Annotated in this window: 16 protein-coding genes; 11 read left to right on the top strand and 5 right to left on the bottom strand. The window is 66.7% G+C overall.

Translation table 11 applies throughout. The features are described from left to right. Nucleotides 1-13: 13 nt before the first annotated feature. The 5 genes from WBP07_RS02815 (at nt 14) to WBP07_RS02795 (ending at nt 7,112) form a co-directional block, all read left to right on the top strand. Entirely contained in the window at nt 14-1,342 is a 1,329-nt protein-coding gene (locus tag WBP07_RS02815; RefSeq protein WP_395394148.1) for a hypothetical protein, read from the top strand. Further along, nucleotides 1,339-2,802: a lipopolysaccharide biosynthesis protein gene (locus tag WBP07_RS02810; RefSeq protein ID WP_395394147.1), complete on the top strand. Its 1,464-nt coding sequence runs from the start codon at nt 1,339-1,341 to the stop codon at nt 2,800-2,802. The genes WBP07_RS02815 and WBP07_RS02810 overlap by 4 nt, the downstream gene beginning before the upstream one ends. Beyond that, the gene (locus WBP07_RS02805; protein WP_395394145.1) at nt 2,799-3,995 is read left to right on the top strand and encodes a glycosyltransferase family 4 protein; all 1,197 of its coding nucleotides are present in this window, start codon (nt 2,799-2,801) and stop codon (nt 3,993-3,995) included. The genes WBP07_RS02810 and WBP07_RS02805 overlap by 4 nt, the downstream gene beginning before the upstream one ends. 149 nt (nt 3,996-4,144) lie before the next feature. Further along, the gene (locus WBP07_RS02800) at nt 4,145-6,472 is read left to right on the top strand and encodes a GumC family protein (RefSeq protein WP_395394144.1); all 2,328 of its coding nucleotides are present in this window, start codon (nt 4,145-4,147) and stop codon (nt 6,470-6,472) included. A gap of 61 nt (nt 6,473-6,533) precedes the next feature. After that, nucleotides 6,534-7,112 (top strand): sugar transferase, encoded by a 579-nt coding sequence (locus WBP07_RS02795; RefSeq protein ID WP_395394142.1) that lies wholly within the window; start codon nt 6,534-6,536, stop codon nt 7,110-7,112. On the opposite strand, the gene WBP07_RS02790 is transcribed toward WBP07_RS02795, so the two are convergent. Genes WBP07_RS02790 through WBP07_RS02780 form a run of 3 tightly spaced genes read right to left on the bottom strand, consistent with a single transcriptional unit; the run spans nt 7,098 to nt 9,908 of the window. Then, on the bottom strand, nt 7,098-7,805 hold the full coding sequence (locus tag WBP07_RS02790; RefSeq protein WP_395394141.1) for an HAD family hydrolase: 708 nt from the start codon (nt 7,803-7,805) through the stop codon (nt 7,098-7,100). The two genes, WBP07_RS02795 and WBP07_RS02790, sit on opposite strands and share 15 nt — an antisense overlap. Next, nucleotides 7,798-8,769 carry an ATP-grasp domain-containing protein gene (locus tag WBP07_RS02785; protein WP_395394140.1) on the bottom strand — a complete coding sequence of 324 codons (972 nt, stop codon included), beginning with the start codon at nt 8,767-8,769 and terminating at the stop codon, nt 7,798-7,800. Before WBP07_RS02785 ends, WBP07_RS02790 begins: the two co-directional genes overlap by 8 nt. Further along, complete coding sequence (locus WBP07_RS02780; RefSeq protein ID WP_395394139.1) at nt 8,766-9,908, bottom strand: glycosyltransferase family 4 protein; 1,143 nt, start codon at nt 9,906-9,908, stop codon at nt 8,766-8,768. The genes WBP07_RS02785 and WBP07_RS02780 overlap by 4 nt, the downstream gene beginning before the upstream one ends. Nucleotides 9,909-10,114: 206 nt before the next feature. Here WBP07_RS02780 and WBP07_RS02775 point away from each other — a divergent pair, with 206 nt between their 5' ends. From WBP07_RS02775 to WBP07_RS02750, 6 genes are all read left to right on the top strand, one after another. Beyond that, nucleotides 10,115-11,728 carry a hypothetical protein gene (locus WBP07_RS02775; protein ID WP_395394137.1) on the top strand — a complete coding sequence of 538 codons (1,614 nt, stop codon included), beginning with the start codon at nt 10,115-10,117 and terminating at the stop codon, nt 11,726-11,728. A gap of 191 nt (nt 11,729-11,919) precedes the next feature. Further along, nucleotides 11,920-12,753 carry a glucose-1-phosphate cytidylyltransferase gene (gene rfbF, locus WBP07_RS02770; protein WP_395394136.1) on the top strand — a complete coding sequence of 278 codons (834 nt, stop codon included), beginning with the start codon at nt 11,920-11,922 and terminating at the stop codon, nt 12,751-12,753. Continuing rightward, complete coding sequence (rfbG, locus tag WBP07_RS02765) at nt 12,746-13,903, top strand: CDP-glucose 4,6-dehydratase (protein WP_395394135.1); 1,158 nt, start codon at nt 12,746-12,748, stop codon at nt 13,901-13,903. The genes rfbF and rfbG overlap by 8 nt, the downstream gene beginning before the upstream one ends. Then, complete coding sequence (locus WBP07_RS02760; protein ID WP_395394134.1) at nt 13,894-15,114, top strand: DegT/DnrJ/EryC1/StrS family aminotransferase; 1,221 nt, start codon at nt 13,894-13,896, stop codon at nt 15,112-15,114. Before rfbG ends, WBP07_RS02760 begins: the two co-directional genes overlap by 10 nt. 93 nt (nt 15,115-15,207) lie before the next feature. Further along, a complete protein-coding gene (locus tag WBP07_RS02755; protein ID WP_395394133.1) occupies nt 15,208-16,206 on the top strand; it encodes an NAD-dependent epimerase/dehydratase family protein in 999 nt (332 codons plus the stop codon). Nucleotides 16,207-16,210: 4 nt separating this feature from the next. Then, on the top strand, nt 16,211-17,191 hold the full coding sequence (locus WBP07_RS02750; protein ID WP_395394132.1) for a glycosyltransferase family 2 protein: 981 nt from the start codon (nt 16,211-16,213) through the stop codon (nt 17,189-17,191). On the opposite strand, the gene WBP07_RS02745 is transcribed toward WBP07_RS02750, so the two are convergent. Together WBP07_RS02745 and WBP07_RS02740 are read right to left on the bottom strand one after the other, a co-directional pair. Then, entirely contained in the window at nt 17,163-17,582 is a 420-nt protein-coding gene (locus WBP07_RS02745; RefSeq protein ID WP_395394130.1) for a GtrA family protein, read from the bottom strand. The two genes, WBP07_RS02750 and WBP07_RS02745, sit on opposite strands and share 29 nt — an antisense overlap. Continuing rightward, nucleotides 17,579-18,598 carry an SDR family NAD(P)-dependent oxidoreductase gene (locus WBP07_RS02740; RefSeq protein ID WP_395395707.1) on the bottom strand — a complete coding sequence of 340 codons (1,020 nt, stop codon included), beginning with the start codon at nt 18,596-18,598 and terminating at the stop codon, nt 17,579-17,581. Before WBP07_RS02740 ends, WBP07_RS02745 begins: the two co-directional genes overlap by 4 nt. Nucleotides 18,599-18,802 lie beyond the last annotated feature (204 nt).

Raw genomic sequence — 18,802 nt, 5'->3', positions numbered from 1 at the left:
CCATCATCGTGGCATGGCTATACCGGTTCCGAACCAGGCCCCTGCCCTGTCCGCCCGCGCGATGCTGGCGGGGGCGGATGTGCGCCGCGTGCCGCAGATCCTCTCGCAGCGTTGGCTGCCGAACATCCTGACGCTGGGCATCATCCTCTCGGCGCTGACCCTGCCCTGGCGCGTATTGCGGCCGCCCATCGCCAACGTCACCCTGTCCGATGTACTCCTGGCCGGCTGTACCGTCGCGCTGGTGTTCAAGGGCCGGCTGCGCCTGATGATGCTGGGCCCCTACACGGCGATGTGGATACTGGGCCTGACCACGATGCTGGCGGCGCTGCTGTTCTGTTCGCTCTACCACAGCGAATTCGTGCGCTGGCCGGTAGTGGGCTTCCAGTACATCTTCGCGCTTGTCGTCGTGCCGATGACTTTCGCCAGCTTCAGCAGCCGCGTGCTGCACCGCTGTATCATCGCCTTCATCATCGGCGTCGCCATCTCCCAGGTGATCGGCTTCTACACGATGATGCATTACGAGCGCACCAGCCTCGATTCGGTGATGGGCGTGGGCTACGTCACCGGCAACGGGCGGCTGGGCGCGATGTCGGGCGAACCGAACCCGAACGGCGCGCAGTGCGCCTATGCCATGGTCATGATGATCCACGCGGTGATCGCTCGGCGGCTGCACTGGGGATGGGCGCTGGTGATGACCGTGCCGATCGGCTGGGGCCTGCTGGCCAGCGCCAGCTTTACCGCCTTTACTGCCGCGGCGATGGGCGTGATGTGCTTCCTGGCGCTTTCGCGCATGTCCAACCTGATCCGTTTCGGCCTGCCGGTGGTCCTGCTGGCCGCCGCGTACTTCAGCCTGGGCGGCCCGGTCCCCGCGATCTTCGAAAAGCGCGTGGGCGACGCCCTGGTCACCGGCGATGCCGATAAGGCCGGCACGTTCGTCGGCCGCGCGGCGCTGATCAAGGAAGCCTGGGGCCTGGCCAACCACAACATGCTGATCGGCCTGGGTACCGACCGCTATCGCAAGGCCAGCGCCTTTGCCGCGCCGGTCCACCAGCTGCACCTGCTGGTCCTGAACGAGGGCGGCATCATCGCACTGCTGGGCCTGTGGACGCTGCTGGGCGCGCTGGTGATGACCGCGATCATGATCCTGCGCGAAGACCCGCTGGATGGCGGCGCGGCGCTGGCGCAAGTGGCGATCCTGCTGCTCTACACCACCGCGCTGCCGCACATGTATACGCGCGTGTGGTTCGAACCGATGCTGATCTTCCTCACCTACGCCCTTGCGCATCGTTCCGAGGCGCGCGAACGCCAGCGCTTCTTCGGCAGCGTACTGGCACGGGCATGAGCGAGGTCCGGACCGAGGGTGGAGAGGTCGCCCTGAAACTGCCTTTCGCCGCCCGCATGTGGCAATCGTGGTGCGCATCCACGCTGATCCGCCCGCGCATCGTCAGCATGATCCACCTGCTGTCCGGCAATTTCGGATCGGGCATGTTGATGGTGGCGGCGCTGTCGCTGGCCACCCACGCATTGGGCAAGGCCGAATTCGGCGTGATGGTCGTGGTGCTCTCCATCGGCCGCGTGTGCGAGCGGCTGGTGCGCTTCGAATCGTGGCAACCGCTGGTCCGCTTCGTGGCGGCGGAAGAGGATAACGGCTCCGTCGACCGGCTGGCCCGGCTCTACGCCTATGGCCTGAAGCTGGACCTTGCCTCCGCCCTGGTGGCCGGGCTGATCGCGATCGTGCTGGCCAAGCTGGCCGGCGCCGCCTTCGGGCTGGGCGAAGGCCATGTCGGGCTGGTGGCGATCTATGCCCTTGCCATCGTCTGCAACCCGCGCGGCATGGCCAGCGCGGCGCTGCGACTGGGCGGACGGTTCCGCACGCTGGCCTATGTCCAGCTAGCGTCCAGCCTGTTCCGGCTGGGCGCGTCGGTCCTGCTGCTGCACGCCCACGCCGGGCTGACCGCCTTCGTGATACTCTGGACCAGCGCCCAGATCCTGGATTCGCTGCTGTTCAACGTGCTGGGCTTTCAGGCCTTGCGCAAATCCGGCATCCCCAGCCCGCTGGGCGTAAGCTGGCGCGGCCTGGGCGACCAGTTCCCCGGATTCCTGCGCTTTGCCATCTCCACCAACGTCTCCTCCACCCTGCGCACGCTGACGCATGAGGTGGATACGCTGATGGTGGGCTATTTCGCGGGCGCGGGCGCGGCCGGGCTCTACTACCTCTCCCGCCGGATCGCCAAGTTCGCGCAGACCGCGGGGGACATGATCCAGACCGTGATCTATCCCGATCTCGCCCGGATATGGGCCAGGCTGGACCGCAAGGCACTGGAACGGCTGGTGCGCATTCTCCAGACCGCGCTGGCCGGGATCGCGCTGATCTTCATCCTCGCCTGCATGGCGGTGGGCCGCCCGGCGCTGGTGCTGTTCTTCGGGGACGATTTCACCGACGTCTACCCGATGCTGTTCACCCAGCTTTTCGCGGTGGCGCTGACCTTGCATGCCGCGCCGTCCCGCTCCGGACTGCTGGCGATGAACCGGCCCACTTACGTGCTGGCCGTGGCGACAGTCTCCACCGTGCTGTTCTTCACCATAGCGCTGCTGCTGATGCCCAGCCAAGGCGCCATCGCCGCCAACTATGCCCATGTCGCCTTCGGCCTTTCGACCGCGCTGTTCCTGGATATCGGGCTCTGGCGCGGGCTGGCCCGCCAGCGCGCCACGGATAAGAACGATAAGGGCAAGAACGATAAGGGCAAAAGCGATAACGGCAGCCCGGATGGCGCCGACGCGGCCGAGGGGAGCCAGGCATGACATCGCTCGCCTGCCTGCCTGACGATGCCGCAGCCGATGCCACTCATGACGAACCCCATGACCGGAACGATCGCGAAAGCCCCACCCCGGGGCCAAGCCTGAAAGTCTGGTCGATCCTCAACAGCCTGACCACCGGCGGGGCGGAGATGCTGGTCTCCAATCTCCACGCCAATTTCACCGCCCACGGCGCCGGCTCGACCGTGGTGGCGCTGTGCGATGCGGCGGCGCTGGGCAATTCCCCGCAGACCGAGGCGCGGCTGGCGCGGGACATCGCGGCAACCGGCAGTTTCGTCTCGCTCGGGCTGGACGGGCGGCGCGGCATGTTCGCCGGGGCCCGTGCATTGCGGCGCCTGCTGCGCGCCGGCCGGCCGGACGTGATCCATGCGCATACCGCGCGGGCCCTGCCGATGATCGCGGTTTCCGGCTATCGCGGCGCCGTTGTGTTGACCCATCACAACAGCCGCCTGTCGTTTTCGCCCCGCCTGTTTCGCGTGTTCGATCAGGTCGTGACCCACTACGTGGCGATCAGCCACGAAGTGGCCGCCATCTATCGGCAGCACTCCCGCCGACCGTTCACGCTGATCGCCAATGCCCCCGCCGCCACTTTCGCCGCCGCCGCGCCGCGACAGGCCATGGCAAGCCCTTTGCGCATCCTCAGTGTCGGTGCGATTTCGGACCAGAAGAACTACCCCCTTCTGGTCGAAACCGCACACATGCTGCGCGGCCACCTTCGCCAGCGCATGCCGAACCGGCCGCTGCCGCGCTTCCGCATCGCCGGGGGCGGCGGCGATCTGGAGGCGATGCGCGCCCTCGTCCTGCGCCACGGGCTGGAGGGCATGGTCGATTTCCTGGGTGAACGCCACGATGTGCCCGCACTGCTGGCGGACAGCGACGTGTTCCTCAACACATCGAGATATGAGGGAATGTCGGTCGCCATCCTGGAGGCTTTTGCGTCGGCGCTGCCGGTGATCGCTACCGACGTGCCGGGCAACCGCGATCTGGTGGAACCCTATCGCAACGGCCTTGTCGCGCCCGAACGCGGGCACCAGCTCGCCGGTGCGATCGCGCGCCTGCTGGAAACGCCGGGCCTGTACGAACGCCTTTCGCAAGGGGCGCTGGCGACCGGCCGGGACTACACGATAGAGGCGGCCACGGCCCGTCATGTCGCGCTCTATGCGGCCCTTCTGCCGTGAAACCGGGCCAATGACGCTCCAAAGGTATTAGCCTGATTGCCCCGCCTCCCCGTCCGATGCGCTTTTTGTTTCGTCAGCGCGGCGGGTCATAATCAATTCAATCTGCCGAGGGGGGCGTTCCCCGGGCTTTACCTTTCCGGAGGGCCAAGATGACTTCCGCACTCGTTCCCGACGTGCCGCAATACGCCCGCGTAAGGCGCCCCCTGCCATACGGGCGATCGCGAAACGATCAGGCCCCGGTCGCGGAAGGACAAGTCTCTCTCAGAGACCTGCTGCGCATCTTCCTGCGCTATCGCACGATGATCCTGCTGATCGTGGGGATCACCACGCTGGCCGTGGTCGTGCAACAGCTGCTTTCGCCCACGCTCTATCGTTCCAGCACCAACGTTCAGGTCGAACTGATCGACCAGGTGGGCACCAACCAGGCGGACGTGAATTCGCGCAATGCCGAACGCGTCGCCAACGCGGTGCGCCTGCACCGGTCCGCATCGGCGGCGGAACAGGTCATCAAGGATCTCAACCTGCTGCACAATCCCGATTTCCTGAAGGAAATGGGCAACCCGAACCTGACCGGCAAGCCACTGCTCCAGGCCGGGATCAACAAGCTGACGTCGATGATCACCATCGATTCCGAAGCCGGATCGGATCTGATCGAAATCGCCGTCATCGCCCGCTCGCCCGAGCTGGCTGCCGATATCGCCAACGAGATCCCGCCAGCCGTCCGCGCCCTGCGCGGCGCGAAGTCCAATGAACGGCGCGGCGAACTGCTCGCCTCGCTGGAACAGGAACAGCAGGCGCGCGGCCGCACCGCACAGGCATCCGCGCAATTGGTTGCCGATTTCCGCACCCGCAACCGCATGCTGGCCGGTGCCGGCACGGATGAGGATCTGGCGCAAATCAACCGCATCGCGGTGCAGAGCGCCGCCGCAACCGCCGCCCGCGATGGCGCTGCCGCGCGCAGCGCCGGCATCGCCCGCGCATCGCTGATGCAGAGCACCGCCACCGCAACTTCCGCCGCGCTCAACACGCTGGAACAGCGCCGCGGCGAACTGGTGGGTGAAGCGTCCAAGCTAAGCACCAGCCTTGGCCCCAATCACCCCGACGTGAAGCGCGTCAATTCGCAGCTCGCCCAGATCGACAAGAGCATCGCGCAAGAGCAAGCCACGGTTCAGGCGGCGGCCCAGGCCGATGCCGATGCCAAGGGCGCGCAGATGGCGCAGATCGCGCGTAGCGAAGCCGATGGCGATTCCGCGCAGGCTTCCCGCCTTGAAGGCATCGTCGCAGGCCTAAGCTCCATGGCCTACAAGAACACCTCCAATCGCGTCGAACTCGACAAGCTGCTGCGTCAGGCCGAACTGGACGACGATGCCTACAAGTCGATCTCCGCCCGCATCGAACAGGTGCGCGCGCAGATGCAGATGGAAGGCGTGTCCTCCTCCGTCGTCTCGCCCGCCGTGCCGAACTACGATCCGATCGCGCCTACCCCGCTCAAGATGGGCCTTACCGCCTTCGTCGGATCGGGCATCCTGGCGCTGATGATCGCCTTCCTGCGCGACTTCCTTGACGATCGCCTGCGGACCATGGCGCAGATCCGCCGCCAGTTCGGCCTGCCCACGCTGGGCATGCTGCCGCTGCTGCCCCGCGACATGCCTGTCGATCCCAAGGACAGCCCGGTCATCACCGAACCGCAGTCGCTCTTCGCCGAAGTTGCCCGCTCGACATATACCGAAGTGCGCGGGCTGCAGCGCAGGGCCGGCGTGCAGGTGGTGCTGGTCACCTCCCCGCTGCCGGGCGACGGCAAGTCCACCGTCTCGCTCACCCTCGCCGCCGCCGGTATCGCGCTGGGCGAGCGGACGGTGGTGCTGGACCTGGACTTGCGCAAGCGCGGCGCACTGCAACAGCTGCAGAACGAAACCTCCGCGCCGGACCTTGTGGACATCGTCTGCGGCCGCGCCGAACTGGACAGCCTGGCGATCCCGCAGAAGGGCAATCCCTACGATGCGCCCGAGGCGACGGTTACCGGCGAAAGCGTTGCCAACCAGATCGTCCTGCTCAGCGCCAAGGAACCCGTTGCGGAACCGGCCGTGCTGCTGTCGTCCAACCGCCTGCGCACGCTGCTTTCGCAGCTTCGCGAACGGTTCGACCTGGTCATCATCAATGCCCCGGCGACGTTGGCGGTGCGCGATGCCCGCGCCATGTGCAATTTCGCCGACCAGACGGTGATGGTGGCGCGCTGGGGCCATACCACCGGCGACCAGATGCGGGCCGCGCTGGAATCGCTGGACGACAGTGTGGGCGGGATCGTCTTCGACCAGGTCGACTATGCCGAACATGCCCGTCGCCGCTACGGCGACTCCGTGCAGTTCTATGCGAATTCGGCGACCTATTACTCGTCACCGGTGCCCACGCACGAAGCATGGGCCGCCCGCGTCCGCCGCTTCTTCCGCGGCCATTCCTGGCGCCCGTCGGAAGTCTGACCGACGCAACGCAGCGCCACGGGAACGCGAACGGGGACACGGGAAAGGGATCGAAACGGCAATGCGACGCCTCGCCATCCGGGCACTCGGTGCCGCATTGCTGATCCCCACCCTGCCGCTGCTGGCCGGACTGGCACTGGGCGTGCGCCTCTCCATGGGGGCGCCCGTGCTGTTCCGGCAGCAGCGCGCCGGCCTTGGCGGGCAGCCGTTCACCCTGTTCAAGCTGCGCTCCATGCGGGAGGCGAACGGACCGGACGGCCGGCCGCTTCCCGACGAGGCGCGGGTGACCGGCTTCGGCCGCTTCCTGCGCCGCAGCCGCCTGGACGAACTGCCGGGCCTGTGGAACGTCGCGCGGGGAGACATGACTTTCGTAGGCCCGCGCCCGCTGCTGCCGGAAACGATCGCCGCTCTGGGCACCCGCGGAATGGCGCGCGGCCACGTCAGGCCCGGGCTTACCGGCTGGGCGCAAGTCAACGGCAACACGCTGCTCTCTCTGGATGAGAAGATCGCGCTCGACCTCTGGTACGTCGATCATGCCGGGCCCATGCTGGACTTGCGCATCCTTGCCCGCACGGCGTGGGTGATGATCGGTGGGGAGCGGCGACGGCCCGCCGCCGCGCTGGTCTCAGGCGCCGACTGAGCGCGTCCCCGCAATCTCGAAACGCACGTCGTCCAGCGTTTCCACCACCGCATCGGCGGCATGGCGCGCGGTGGGCGGATCGCCGCGATGAATGCGCCCTTCGCGCAGGACCTGTACCGTGCGCCAGCCCCGCGCGCGGGGGGCGATGAAATCCTTGGCCGCATTGTCGGCAATGTAGACGTGATCGTATGGCGCCCGGGCCGACCAGCGCTCCACCAGTTCGAAAGCCATGGAATGCGGCTTTCCGAAGCCGGCCGGCAGCATTCCCGTCAGCACCAGCCGCCCCAGCCGCGCACCCAGCCCTAGCGCGCCCACCTTGCCGGCCTGCATCCGCGCCGGCCCATCGGTGATGAGGGCACCGGAAAGCCGGTCCACCTGATCCAGCAGCCGCGCGGCATCGGGCGCCAGTGCGATCTTCGGGCGATGCCGGCGATAAACCTCCACAAGATCGGCGATCGCGACGCCTACCCCGCCCGCACCCAGCGCCAACAGCGCATGGTCGAAGATCGAACCGCGCACGCCTTCGTCCAGCAGCCGCGCGCACTCGTCCGCAAAGCCGATGACGCCGTGCTGCGTCTCCAGCTTATGACCCACTGCGGCAAAGCCGCTGAGGGCGAAGTCCCGTTCCAGGTAGAGCGTGTCGTCCAGATCGAAGACGACCACGCAATCGCCCGGCAGGACGATCTCATCCACGGAACACGGCCGCGTCGTAACGCACCATGGTCACGCCCTCGCGCCAGTCGGGGCTGGCGCATTCGGGCTGATCGGCCAGCATGGCCAGCAGGCTTTCGGCGAAGCGCCCGCCGGCATGATCGGCCAGCGGATAGCCTCCGCCAAACCGGGCATTGATCTCGAACACGCAGGGGCCGCGCTGGGGATCGTCGATCAACTGGAAACACAGCACGCCCCGTGCGCCCGGCAGCGCGGCGGCAACCGCCTCTGCAATCGCGATGAAGCGCGGATCGCGCGTGGTGCGGCCCTTCTCCACTTCGCCGCCGCGTACCGTCAGGCGCAGATGCGGAATCGCCGAGAGCATACGCCCCGCCGCATCTATGTAGATGTTGACGGTATATTCCGGCCCGCGCAGCAGTTCCTGCACCAGCATCGGTTCGGGATAGACCCCGGCAATGTCCTGCGGCCCCTCCAGCACGCCGATGCCGCGACTGGCGCTGCCGCCCACGGGCTTGACGAAAGCCGGCCAGCGCCAGTCTTCGGGCGCGGCGCGGACCTGCTCCAGCGCTGCCGTGCGCGGCACCGGAACGCCGGCACCGGCCAGCACGTCTATGGTCCGCTGCTTGTCGCGCACCACGGCGATCGTTTCGGGGTCGCTGACGTGAACGCGCGTGCCCAGCGCCGCGAAGCGTTCGCGCGCTTCGGCCAGCACTTCCAGTTCGGTGTCGATCGTCGGAACCAGCAGGTCGATCCCCTCGCGCGCGCAGTAACCCAGCAGGTGATCGACGTAAGTCGGGTCCGTGCAACGCGGCACGGCGAAAGCGGTATCGGCATCGAGGCAGGCAGCGCTGAGATCGGGCACGAAATCGCAGGCATGGACTTGCGCGCGCATGTCCAACGCCTCGGCCGCGCGGCGGAAGCAATGCGTCAGCGCCACGCGCCGCCCGGCGGACGTGAACAGGATGCGCATGGGCCTGCCGCTCACCGCCGCGCCTCCGCCGCTGGCCCGGCCGGGACAGGCGAACGACGCCGCTCCTTTCCGGTGGCCATGACCGTCACCAACAATTGGTCCCACCGCGCCAGCACCGGTTCGGGCGCGAAACGAGCCATGGCTTGCGCCGCTGCGGCGCCCATGCGCTGACGCTCAGCGGGATTTTCGATCATCTTTGCAAGAGCCTCTCCCAGCGCCGCCGGGTCTTCGGACGCGACCAGCACGCCGCTGCGCCCGTTCTCCACCATGTCGGCCGGGCCGAAGTCACAGTCGCTGGCGACAACCGGCAGGCCGGCGGCCATCGCCTCCCCCAACACATTGGGAAACCCTTCGTAGCGCGAGGACAGGACGAACAGGTCGCACTCCGCCACCCAGCCGCGCGGCACGGAACTGAGGCCGGGCAATTCCACGCGTCCGCCAAGGCCCAGTTCGGCGATCCGCGCCTCCAGCGCGGCACGGTCCGGCCCCTCGCCCCGGATCGTCAGGCGCCAGCCGGGAAAGCGCGGGGCGACGGTCGCGAAAGCCTGCAGCAACAGGTCGAAGCCCTTCTGGTGCGTCAACCGCCCTACCGCGCAGATGCGCTGCCGTTCATCGGCGGCAGGCAGCACATCCGGCCGGGCCACGGGATTGGGAATGGTCACCAGCTTGCGGCGCACCGCCGCCGGGAAGCAGCGGCGCACCGCGTCGGTCTGGCAGACGATGGCGTCGGCCCGGCGATAGAGCAGGCCCAGCGCGCGGTTCCACAGCGGGTGCGCGTCCTGCCGTTCGGGATTGTTGCGCTCTGCGCAGACCAGCCGCGTGCGGGTGCCCAGCGTCGCCAGCGCGGCGATCAGGTTGTTCTTGGTCAGGAAGGAGATCAGCACCGCCGGCCGCTCCGCCGCGATCACCTGCCGCAGCGCAAAAACGCGACCGGCCATACCCAACGCGCCGGCGCTGCCGCCCAGCCGGTGCAGCGCCGCTTCCGGTGGCAATCGGTGATAGACCTGATCCCCCGGCCGATCGAAAGCGATTATGGAAACGCGATGACCTGCCGCGCACCAATGCCGTGTGAGTTGGGCGATAACCTGCTCCGCCCCGCCCGCCCCCAGCCCGGAGGCCAGGATCGCGATGTGCAGCGGTTCGATATCTTGCACCAAGGGCAGCCTGCGCGCTTTGCTTCTGACCGGCCGAAACTAGCGCAAGGGTGCCGCGCCCGGATCTGGTCATGCGGTCTAACCCTTTATTGGCGAAGGGATCTGGCGCACGGACGGACATCCCCCCGCGGCTTCATCCAGAGTGGTTACGCCCTAATCGCGCTCGCTGCGGAGGCGGCCGATCCCTCACAATTGCGCCGGATCGAATGGCCACGGGGGAACCGATGATGCCGGATGAAACGCAGGGCATACCGGCCCGTTGGCGCTTGTTGCCGCTGGCCGGCTATGTGTTGATCGCCATTCTGCTTGCGGGTCTGGCCGGGCGCATCATGTCCGCCCCGCTGGGCCGGGACGAGAACCTTTTCATTACCGTTTCCGCCCTTTCCAGTAGCGCCGACATCTATCGCGACCTTGGCTACAACCACTTGCCGCTGCTGCCCTGGCTGCTGGGCAGCCTCTACTGGATTACCGGGACCGGGCATTTCCTGATGATGGGCCGGCTGCTGGTGCTGGTGGGCTGGGTCATGGCCATCGGCGCGATCTGGTTCATCGCGCGGCTGACCCGCGCGGGCTTCTGGGGCTTTCTGGCCCCCTGCGTGCTGCTGCTGGGCAACGTGCTGCTGCTGGGCGCGCCAGGCACGCTGGCGACCAACAATTTCCTGCCGATCCCCTTCGCCCTGTTCGCGATCGGTTTCCTGATCTGGGGGCTGGATGAAGAGCGCCCTTCCGCGCTCTATTGCCTGATCGCGGGCATTCTGGCGACTTGCGCCATCGCCATGAAGGTCAACTACATCTTCCTTGCCCCCTTCATGGCCGTGACGACCGTGCTGGCGCCGGCTTCGCGCCCGATCGGCCGGCGGCTGATGCTGGGCACGCTGCCGCTGGCGCTGGGCGGGCTGTTCGCCGGCCTGCCGGTGTTGCTGACGATGGCCAGCGACCCGCAGGCGTTCTTCGCCCACACCTTGCGCTATTTCACGCAAGTACAGCCCGCCTACTGGTCCCACTCCACCGAACCGCGCGTGGTCGGGGTCACGCAGAAAGTGTTGCTGGCGGAAGATATCTGGACCGCCAATGCAACGCTGCTGACGATGGCCGGGATCATCGCGCTGATCGCCCTGCCGCTCCTGCGCGGCGGCATGCGCGACGGGACGCGAACCGTGCTGGCCTGGCCGGTGATCCTGACCGCCGCGCTGGCAGCGATGGGCTTCATCATCGCCTTCGTGCCCACGCCCTCTTTCCCGCAGTATTTCGTGCCGCCGATCCCGTTCCTGCTGCTGCTCCTGCTGTTGCTGCGCGCACGCGTAGCACCGATGGACCGCCCCGCGGCCGACGCGGTGCTGGTGGCACTGGTGCTGATGGCGCTGCTTTGCGCGCTATCGCGACTGGGGCCCGGCCTGGTCTCACTGACGCGGCCGCCCCATTGGGAGACGGTATCGCTTCACCGCGACACCCGTACCCTTGTCCGTGAGGCCGGTTTTTCGGGCGGCGAGCAGGCCGTCACCCTTTCTCCCGCGATCGCGCTGGAGGGCGGCCTCACCGTCCCGCACGAATTCGCGGCGGGCCAGTTCGTCTACCGCGTGGGAGACCTGATCGCGGCGGCGGACCGGCCCTACTACACCACCACTTCGCCCACGCGTCTGGTGGCGTTCCTGGATGCGGCCCCGCCACCCGCAATCCTGGTGAATGGGGAGGAGCCGCTTGAGCAACCCCTGGCGGACTATGCCCGCGCGCGCGGCTATGCGGAGTTCGCCAGTCACGGAAAGCATCGCCAGCTGCTGCTTTTCCGCCGCCCGGCCCCGTCGACGGTCGCGGCGAAATAGTGTTGGGCAACGCCCCCCTCTTCCACCCGCTCAGGTGAGCATTTTCAACGCAGCGCTTAGCCCTTTGGTGCCCCTGCTGGCTAAAGCTGCCTAACCCCGATGCCCATTTCGCCGGACACCCGCTCTGCCCTTACCTTCGGGGCATCCAGCGGAGGATTTCGCCAGAAATTTCCGTGTCCGGAGAAACCGTTATGAAAGTCGTCCTGCTTGCCGGAGGGCTTGGCTCGCGCCTTGCCGAAGAGACGGTTCGGATCCCCAAGCCCATGGTGGAAGTGGCCGGGCGCCCCATCATGTTGCACGTCATGGATATCTACGACCACTGGGGCCACAACGATTTCATCGTCGCCTGCGGCTACAAGGCCATGGCGATAAAGAGTTTTTTTCAGGCGCTGCACCTGATGACCAACGACTTCACCGTGGGCATCGGCAATGGCGAGATGGCGCTGCGCCCCACCTCGAAAGTCGACTGGCGCGTCTCGGTGGTCGATACCGGGCTGGCGACGATGACCGGCGGGCGCATCAAGCGGCTGAAGTCGTGGCTGGATGACGAGGCTTTCATGGTCACCTACTCCGACGGGGTGGGCAACATCGACATTCCCGCCTTGCTGGAATTCCATCGCTCGCACGGGAAGCTGGCCACGGTGACGGCGGTGCAGCCGCCCGCCCGCTTCGGCAACCTGGAACTGGGCGAATGCGCGGGCAACGGCGGCCGGGTGGTGGAATTCACCGAAAAGGTCATCAAGTACGAAACCTGGATCAACGGCGGCTTCTTCGTGTTCGAACCCGGCGTGCTGGATTACCTGACCGGCGACGAGGAGCCGCTGGAACAGGCCCCGCTCACCCGCCTTGCCCACGACGGGCAGCTGATGGCGTTCAAGCACAAGGGCTTCTGGCACCCGATGGACACCGTGCGCGACCGCGACACGCTGGACCGGCTGGGCACGCAGACACTGCCACCGTGGATGGATTTCGAGAACGGTCAGCCGGTGCTCAGCACCGATGGCCCCAAACTGCAACATGCCTGAACAGGGCTCTCTGGATCAGGCGCTTGTCGCGGCATACCGGGGCAAGCGGATTCTGGTGACTGGCCATACCGGCTTCAAGGGTGGCTGGCTGTGCCTCCTGCTCAGGCGACTGGGCGCTGAGGTTTCCGGGATCGCCTTGCAACGCCCCCCGCAAGGCCCTGACTTTTTCCACACCGTCGGCCTTGGGGAACTGGTCGACCACCGGATTGCCGACATCCGCGATGCCGCCGCCTATGGCGCCGCGTGCCAAGGGCTGGAGCCGGATCTGGTGTTCCACCTTGCCGCGCAGGCGCTGGTGCGCCCGTCCTATGCCGATCCGGTGGAAACCTTCGCCACCAACGTCACCGGCACAGCCGTGGTGCTGGACGCCGTGCGGCGCATGCCATCGGTGCGCGGCGCGATCGTCGTCACCAGCGACAAGTGCTACGACAATCGCGAGTGGGAATGGCCCTATCGCGAGAATGACGCGCTGGGCGGGGCCGATCCCTACAGCGCTTCGAAAGGCTGCACCGAACTGGTCGCCGCAGCGTTCCGGCAATCCTACTTCGGCGATCCTACCGGTTGCCAGATCGCCACCGTGCGCGCAGGCAACGTGATCGGCGGCGGCGACATGTCGCTGGACCGGCTGCTGCCCGATATCGTGCGCGCAACCCTGGCCGACACGGCAGTGACGATCCGCAACCCGGCCAGCGTGCGGCCATGGCAGCACGTGCTGGAACCACTGACCGGTTACCTGATGCTCGGCGCGAAATTGCTGGGCAGCGATGCCGCGCACTACGCCACGGCCTTCAACTTCGGGCCCAACGCGGACGGGTTCATCGACGTGGAGGCGCTGGCGCGCCAGTTCCAGCATTCGTGGGGGCCCGGTGTGGCCCAGATCGCCTTCGGCCACCGGCCCGACGACCCGCATGAGGCAGGCATGCTCACGCTTGATTCCAGCAAGGCGCAGGCCCGGCTGGGCTGGCGGGCGCGCCTCACCACCGAACAGGCGGTGGCGATGGCCGCCGAATGGTATCGCGCCGCCACCCGCAGCGGACCGGACATGCGTGCCTTCAGCGAAGCGCAGATCGCCCGATACTTCGGAACTTTCGCCCTTGCCCCATCCCGGCAAGCCCAATCCTTCGAGGGGACAGCAACAGCATGCGCGTGAACTACGGCCAGACCGTCCATGGCGAGGAAGAGATCGCCGCCGTCGTCGAAGTTCTGCGAACCTCGACCCAGATGGGCCCCAAAGTGCGCGCCATGCAGGAGCAGGTTGCCGCGCTCTTCGCCAAGAGCCACGGAATCATGGTCAATTCGGGCTCTTCGGCGAACTACCTGGCGGTGGAATTGCTGAACCTTCCCGAAGGCAGCGAAGTCATTACCCCCGCACTGACCTTCGCGACGACGGTGGCCCCGATCGTGCGGTCGCGCCTTGTCCCCGCCTTCGTCGATTCCGCGCCGGGCACCTACAACATCGACGTCGACCGGATAGAAGCGATGATCGGGCCCGAAACGAAGGCGATGATGATCCCATCGCTGATCGGCAACCTGCCCGACTGGGATCGCATCCGCGCCATCGCCGATGCCCACGGGCTGATCGTCATCGAAGACAGCGCCGATACGCTGGGCGCCACCCTGCGCGGCACCAGCACGGGCACGCGTTCGCACATCTCCACCACCAGCTTCTACGGATCGCACGTGATCAACGCGGCCGGCAATGGCGGCATGATCTGCGTTTCGGACGAAGACCTTGCCCGCCGCGCGCTGCTGCTGCGATCGTGGGGGCGGACGAGTTCGCTCCATGTCGATTCCGAAAGCATCGACAAGCGCTTCAACGTCGCGCTGGACGGGATCGACTATGACGCCAAGTTCCTGTTCGACGAACTGGGCTTCAATGTGGAGCCTTCGGAAATGGGCGCCGCCTTCGGCCTTGTCCAACTGGGCAAGCTGGAACACAACATCGCCGCGCGCGAACACAACTTCCGCCGCCAGTACGACTTCTTCAAGCGGTTCGAGGATTGGTTCGAACTGCCCCGCCAGCATCCAGCAGCGCGTACCGGCTGGCTGGCCTTCCCGCTGACCATTCGCGAAAGCGCGCCGTTCACCCGCACCCAGTTGCAGATCTGGCTGGAACAGCGCGACATCCAGACGCGCCCGGTCTTCACCGGCAACATCCTGCGCCAGCCGGCCATGCAGGGGGTGACCGTGAAAGCGTCGCCCGATGGCTATCCGGTGGCCGACACGGTGATGAAGGGCGGCATCCTGCTCGCCTGCCATCACGGCCTGACCGAAGCCCACATCGATTACATGCACGAGAATTTCGAGGCTTTCGTCGCATCGCTATCCGCGTCCTCCCGTTTCGAGGCGGCCAATGCCTGAGCCGCTCCGCCCCACCGGAACCGGCGGCAGCGACAGCCGGACCGGACCAGTCAACCAAGGGTGGCCCCGGTACTGCCATCTGACGAAAGGGAAGTGACCGCCCGGATTTCCGGGCTGCACGGAAAGGGCCGCGTCGTGGGCAATTCGGTTTCGTTGGTGACGGGGGCAGCCGGCTTCATCGGCTCTCACCTCGCCGCGCGCCTTGTTGCCATGGGCGATGAAGTTCACGCGCTCGTCCGCCCTACCACCTCGCTCGTGCGGCTTGCCCCCCTGGCCGGGCGCCTGACGATCCATGCCACCGACTTTGCCGACCGGCGCGTCCTGCAGGAGTGCGTCGCCGCGATCGCGCCGACGCGGGTATTCCACCTCGCCGCCGAAACGCGCATGCCCGCCACGCCCAGCCCCGCCGCCGCGCGCGAGACGCTGGACCATTACATCGGGCCGCTGCTCAACCTTGTGGAAGCGCTGTCCGCCCTGCCGGTACCGCCCACCGTCATGGTGCGTGCCGGCACCATCGCCGAATATGGCGACGCCGCGCTGCCCTATCGCGAAACCGGCGCCGCCCGCCCCACCACGCCCTATGGCGCCGGGATGCTGGCAGCCACGCACTATCTGGCCATGCTGGCGCCCACGCTGCCATTTCCCGCCATCACCGCAAGGCTGGCGCTATGCTACGGCCCTGCCCAGTCGCCCAGTTTCTTCGTGCCTTCGGTGATAGAGGCGGCGCTGTCCCGCCGCCCGGTCACCATGCAGCGCCCGGATGACCGGCGCGATCTGCTGCACGTTGCCGATGTGGTCGACGCCATCCTGCGCATCGCCGAACGCGCCCCTCGCGACTGCCCGGTGGTGAACGTGGGGTCTGGACTGGCGCCCGCCATGCGGGAAGTTGCGGATCGCATCGTCGAACTCGCCGGCTGCGACCCGGCCCTTGTCATCGCGCGCGCGGCGCAGCCGGGGGATCGCCCGGTGGAACTGCGCTTCGCAACCGAACTGGCGCAAACGCGCTTCGAATGGACACGGCAGATCGCGCTCGATGACGGGCTGCGCCAGACGATCGCGGCCGAACAGCACTTGCGCAGCCTGGCAGGATAGAGCGGTGAACGGCGAGCCCAAGACCCTGGTATCGATCCTCGTACCGGCCTTGAACGAAGAGCAGAACGTCGTCCGCTGCTACGAAGCGATCGTGCGCGTCTTCGAGAAACTGCCCGAATACAGCTACGAGATCATCGTCACCGACAACCATTCGACCGACCGGACGTTCGATCTGCTGGAAGAATTGGCGCAGAAGGACCGGGCGCTGAAGGTCATCCGCTTTTCGCGCAACTACGGCTATCAGCGCTCGCTGCTCTGCGCCTACAAGGCGGCCAGCGGCGCCTGCTCCATCCAGCTCGACTGCGACCTTCAGGATCCGCCGGAATTGATCCCGGAGATGCTGCAACTCTGGCGGATGGGCCATCAGGTGGTCTACGGCATCCGCCGCAGCCTGCAGGACGGTTTCGCGGTGGCGACGGCGCGGCGTGCGTTCTATCGCTTCATCACCTGGATCAGCGACGACGAACTGCCGGTCAATGCCGGAGAGTTCCGCCTGGTGGACCGCCGCATCCTGACCGAACTGCACAAGGTGGACGATGCCTCCCCCTATCTGCGCGGCTTGATCAGCGCGATGGGCTTTTCCCAGATCGGACTGGAGTACGACCGGGCGGATCGCGCCGCCGGGCAGAGCAAGTTCCCGCTGAAATCGATGATCTCGCTGGCGGTGGACGGGGTGCTAAACCATTCGCTGCTGCCGCTGCGCTTCGCCTCGATCTCCGGCATCATGATCGGCCTGCTGACGCTGCTGCTGACCTTCGTCTACCTCGTCGGCCGGATATTCCTGGGCCAGCACTGGCCCGCCGGTTTCGCGACGACGACGATCCTGCTGCTCATGTCGATCTCCATCAATTCGATCTTCATGGGCATCCTGGGCGAATATGTGGGCCGCCTGTTTCTTCAGGCGAAAAGCAGCGCCAGCCCCATCGTCGAGACACGGCTGAACTTTCCCGAAGTGGTCACCCTCGTCGCGCGGGAAACACGATAAGGCGCGTCAGCACGAACAACAGCGCCGCATAGGTGCAGACGGCAAGGCCCTGCAGCAGCGCGCTGCCGCCCAGCCCGGCCGCGCGGCCTGCCGCGATCGTGCCCAGGTTGGCGCCGTAAGCGATCAGGAACACCACCACGTAGCGCACCATCTCGTTGCCGCTGGGCCGATAGCGGGCGCGGAAGGTCAGAGTGCGGTGCAAGGCCCAGGAGATCGGCAACCCCATCGCAAAGCCAGCGACGTTGGCCGCATAGTCCCCCAGCCCTGCAAACAGCCAGCAGAGGATCAGCCCATAGCCGATCGCCGTGTTGAGCGCGCCCACCGCAATGAAGCGCGCCAGCGTCGCCAGTTCGCCGCGCAAGTCCATCGTGCGGGGCGCCGCGGGCTTCATTCGGCCGCCTGAGTTGCTGCCTCGATCTCGCGATCGTAGAAGGCGCGATACCAGTCGGCGAAGCGCTGCAATCCCTCTTCCAGCATCACCTTGGGGTGATAGCCCGTCAGCGCATTCAGGCGGCTGACGTCAGCATAAGTGGCGGTGACGTCGCCCGGCTGCATCGGCCGCATGATCTTGATCGCCTCACGCCCCAACGCCGCTTCCAGCGCTGCGATCATGTCCATCAGCCCCACCGGACGGCTGTCACCGATGTTGAGCACCCGATGCAGCGGATCGAAGGCTCCGCCGCCCGGCGGATTGTCCAGCGCGCCGATCACACCATCGACGATGTCGTCGATATAGGTGAAGTCCCGCGCCATCTTGCCTTCGCCATAGACTTCGATCGGCTCTCCCGAAAGGATTTTGCCGGTGAAGCTGAAATAGGCCATGTCGGGCCGCCCCCACGGGCCATAGACGGTGAAGAACCGCAGCCCCGTCTGCGCGAAGTGGTAGAGGCCGGCATAGGCATGGCTCATCAGTTCGCAGGAACGCTTGGTGGCGGCATAGAGCGAGACGGGCGAAACCGTGGGATCGTCCTCTGAAAACCCGCTGCCCGCCAGCGGCCGATCGCCATAGACCGAGCTGGAAGAGGCATAGACCAGATGCTCGAACCCCGGCGCGTGGCGGCAGGCCTCCAGCACGGACAGGTGCCCCGCCAGGTTCGAATGCTGGTAGGCGAAAGGATGCGACAGGCTGTAGCGCACCCCCGCCTGCGCGGCGAGGTGAACCACCCGGCGCACGCCAGCCTCCCGCACCAGCGCCGCCATCGCTTCCGCATCGGCAATGTCCATGCGGTGGAACGTGAAGCCCGGATGTCCTTCGAAAGTCGCCAGCCGCGCTTCCTTGAGCGCGGGGTCGTAATAATCGTTCAGCACGTCGAGCCCGATCACACGCTCTCCGCGCGCCAGCAGGCGATGGGCGGTGGCATGCCCGATGAAGCCGGCGGCCCCCGTGACCAGAATGGGGGCAACCAGGGCGGGGTTCGCCCCCGGATCGGGGCTGAGATCGCTGACCTTGTCGAGTTCGTTCACAGGACGGAGCTCCCTTACGCCGCAATACGATGCGGGCATGTGGCGATGCCTTGAAAAGTGCTGGGCGATTCCCTTGCGGGCAATCACTCCTAAGGCCATCGCCAGCGGTCATCGGAGAGCGGGTGGCACCCCCTTCGACGTAAGAAT

The organism is Novosphingobium oxfordense (assembly GCF_044029435.1).
GTDB lineage: Bacteria > Pseudomonadota > Alphaproteobacteria > Sphingomonadales > Sphingomonadaceae > Novosphingobium.
This window is presented reverse-complemented; position numbering and strand designations above follow the sequence as displayed.

Excerpts from the sequence above, each read along its gene's own strand:
- WBP07_RS02810 (WP_395394147.1), top strand. The coding sequence starts at position 1,339 with ATGAGCGAGGTCCGGACCGAGGGTGGAGAGGTCGCCCTGAAACTGCCT.
- WBP07_RS02805 (WP_395394145.1), top strand. The coding sequence starts at position 2,799 with ATGACATCGCTCGCCTGCCTGCCTGACGATGCCGCAGCCGATGCCACT.
- WBP07_RS02745 (WP_395394130.1), bottom strand. The coding sequence starts at position 17,582 with ATGAAGCCCGCGGCGCCCCGCACGATGGACTTGCGCGGCGAACTGGCG.
- WBP07_RS02795 (WP_395394142.1), top strand. The coding sequence starts at position 6,534 with ATGCGACGCCTCGCCATCCGGGCACTCGGTGCCGCATTGCTGATCCCC.
- WBP07_RS02800 (WP_395394144.1), top strand. The coding sequence starts at position 4,145 with ATGACTTCCGCACTCGTTCCCGACGTGCCGCAATACGCCCGCGTAAGG.
- rfbG (WP_395394135.1), top strand. The coding sequence starts at position 12,746 with ATGCCTGAACAGGGCTCTCTGGATCAGGCGCTTGTCGCGGCATACCGG.
- WBP07_RS02760 (WP_395394134.1), top strand. The coding sequence starts at position 13,894 with ATGCGCGTGAACTACGGCCAGACCGTCCATGGCGAGGAAGAGATCGCC.
- WBP07_RS02775 (WP_395394137.1), top strand. The coding sequence starts at position 10,115 with ATGGCCACGGGGGAACCGATGATGCCGGATGAAACGCAGGGCATACCG.
- WBP07_RS02815 (WP_395394148.1), top strand. The coding sequence starts at position 14 with ATGGCTATACCGGTTCCGAACCAGGCCCCTGCCCTGTCCGCCCGCGCG.
- rfbF (WP_395394136.1), top strand. The coding sequence starts at position 11,920 with ATGAAAGTCGTCCTGCTTGCCGGAGGGCTTGGCTCGCGCCTTGCCGAA.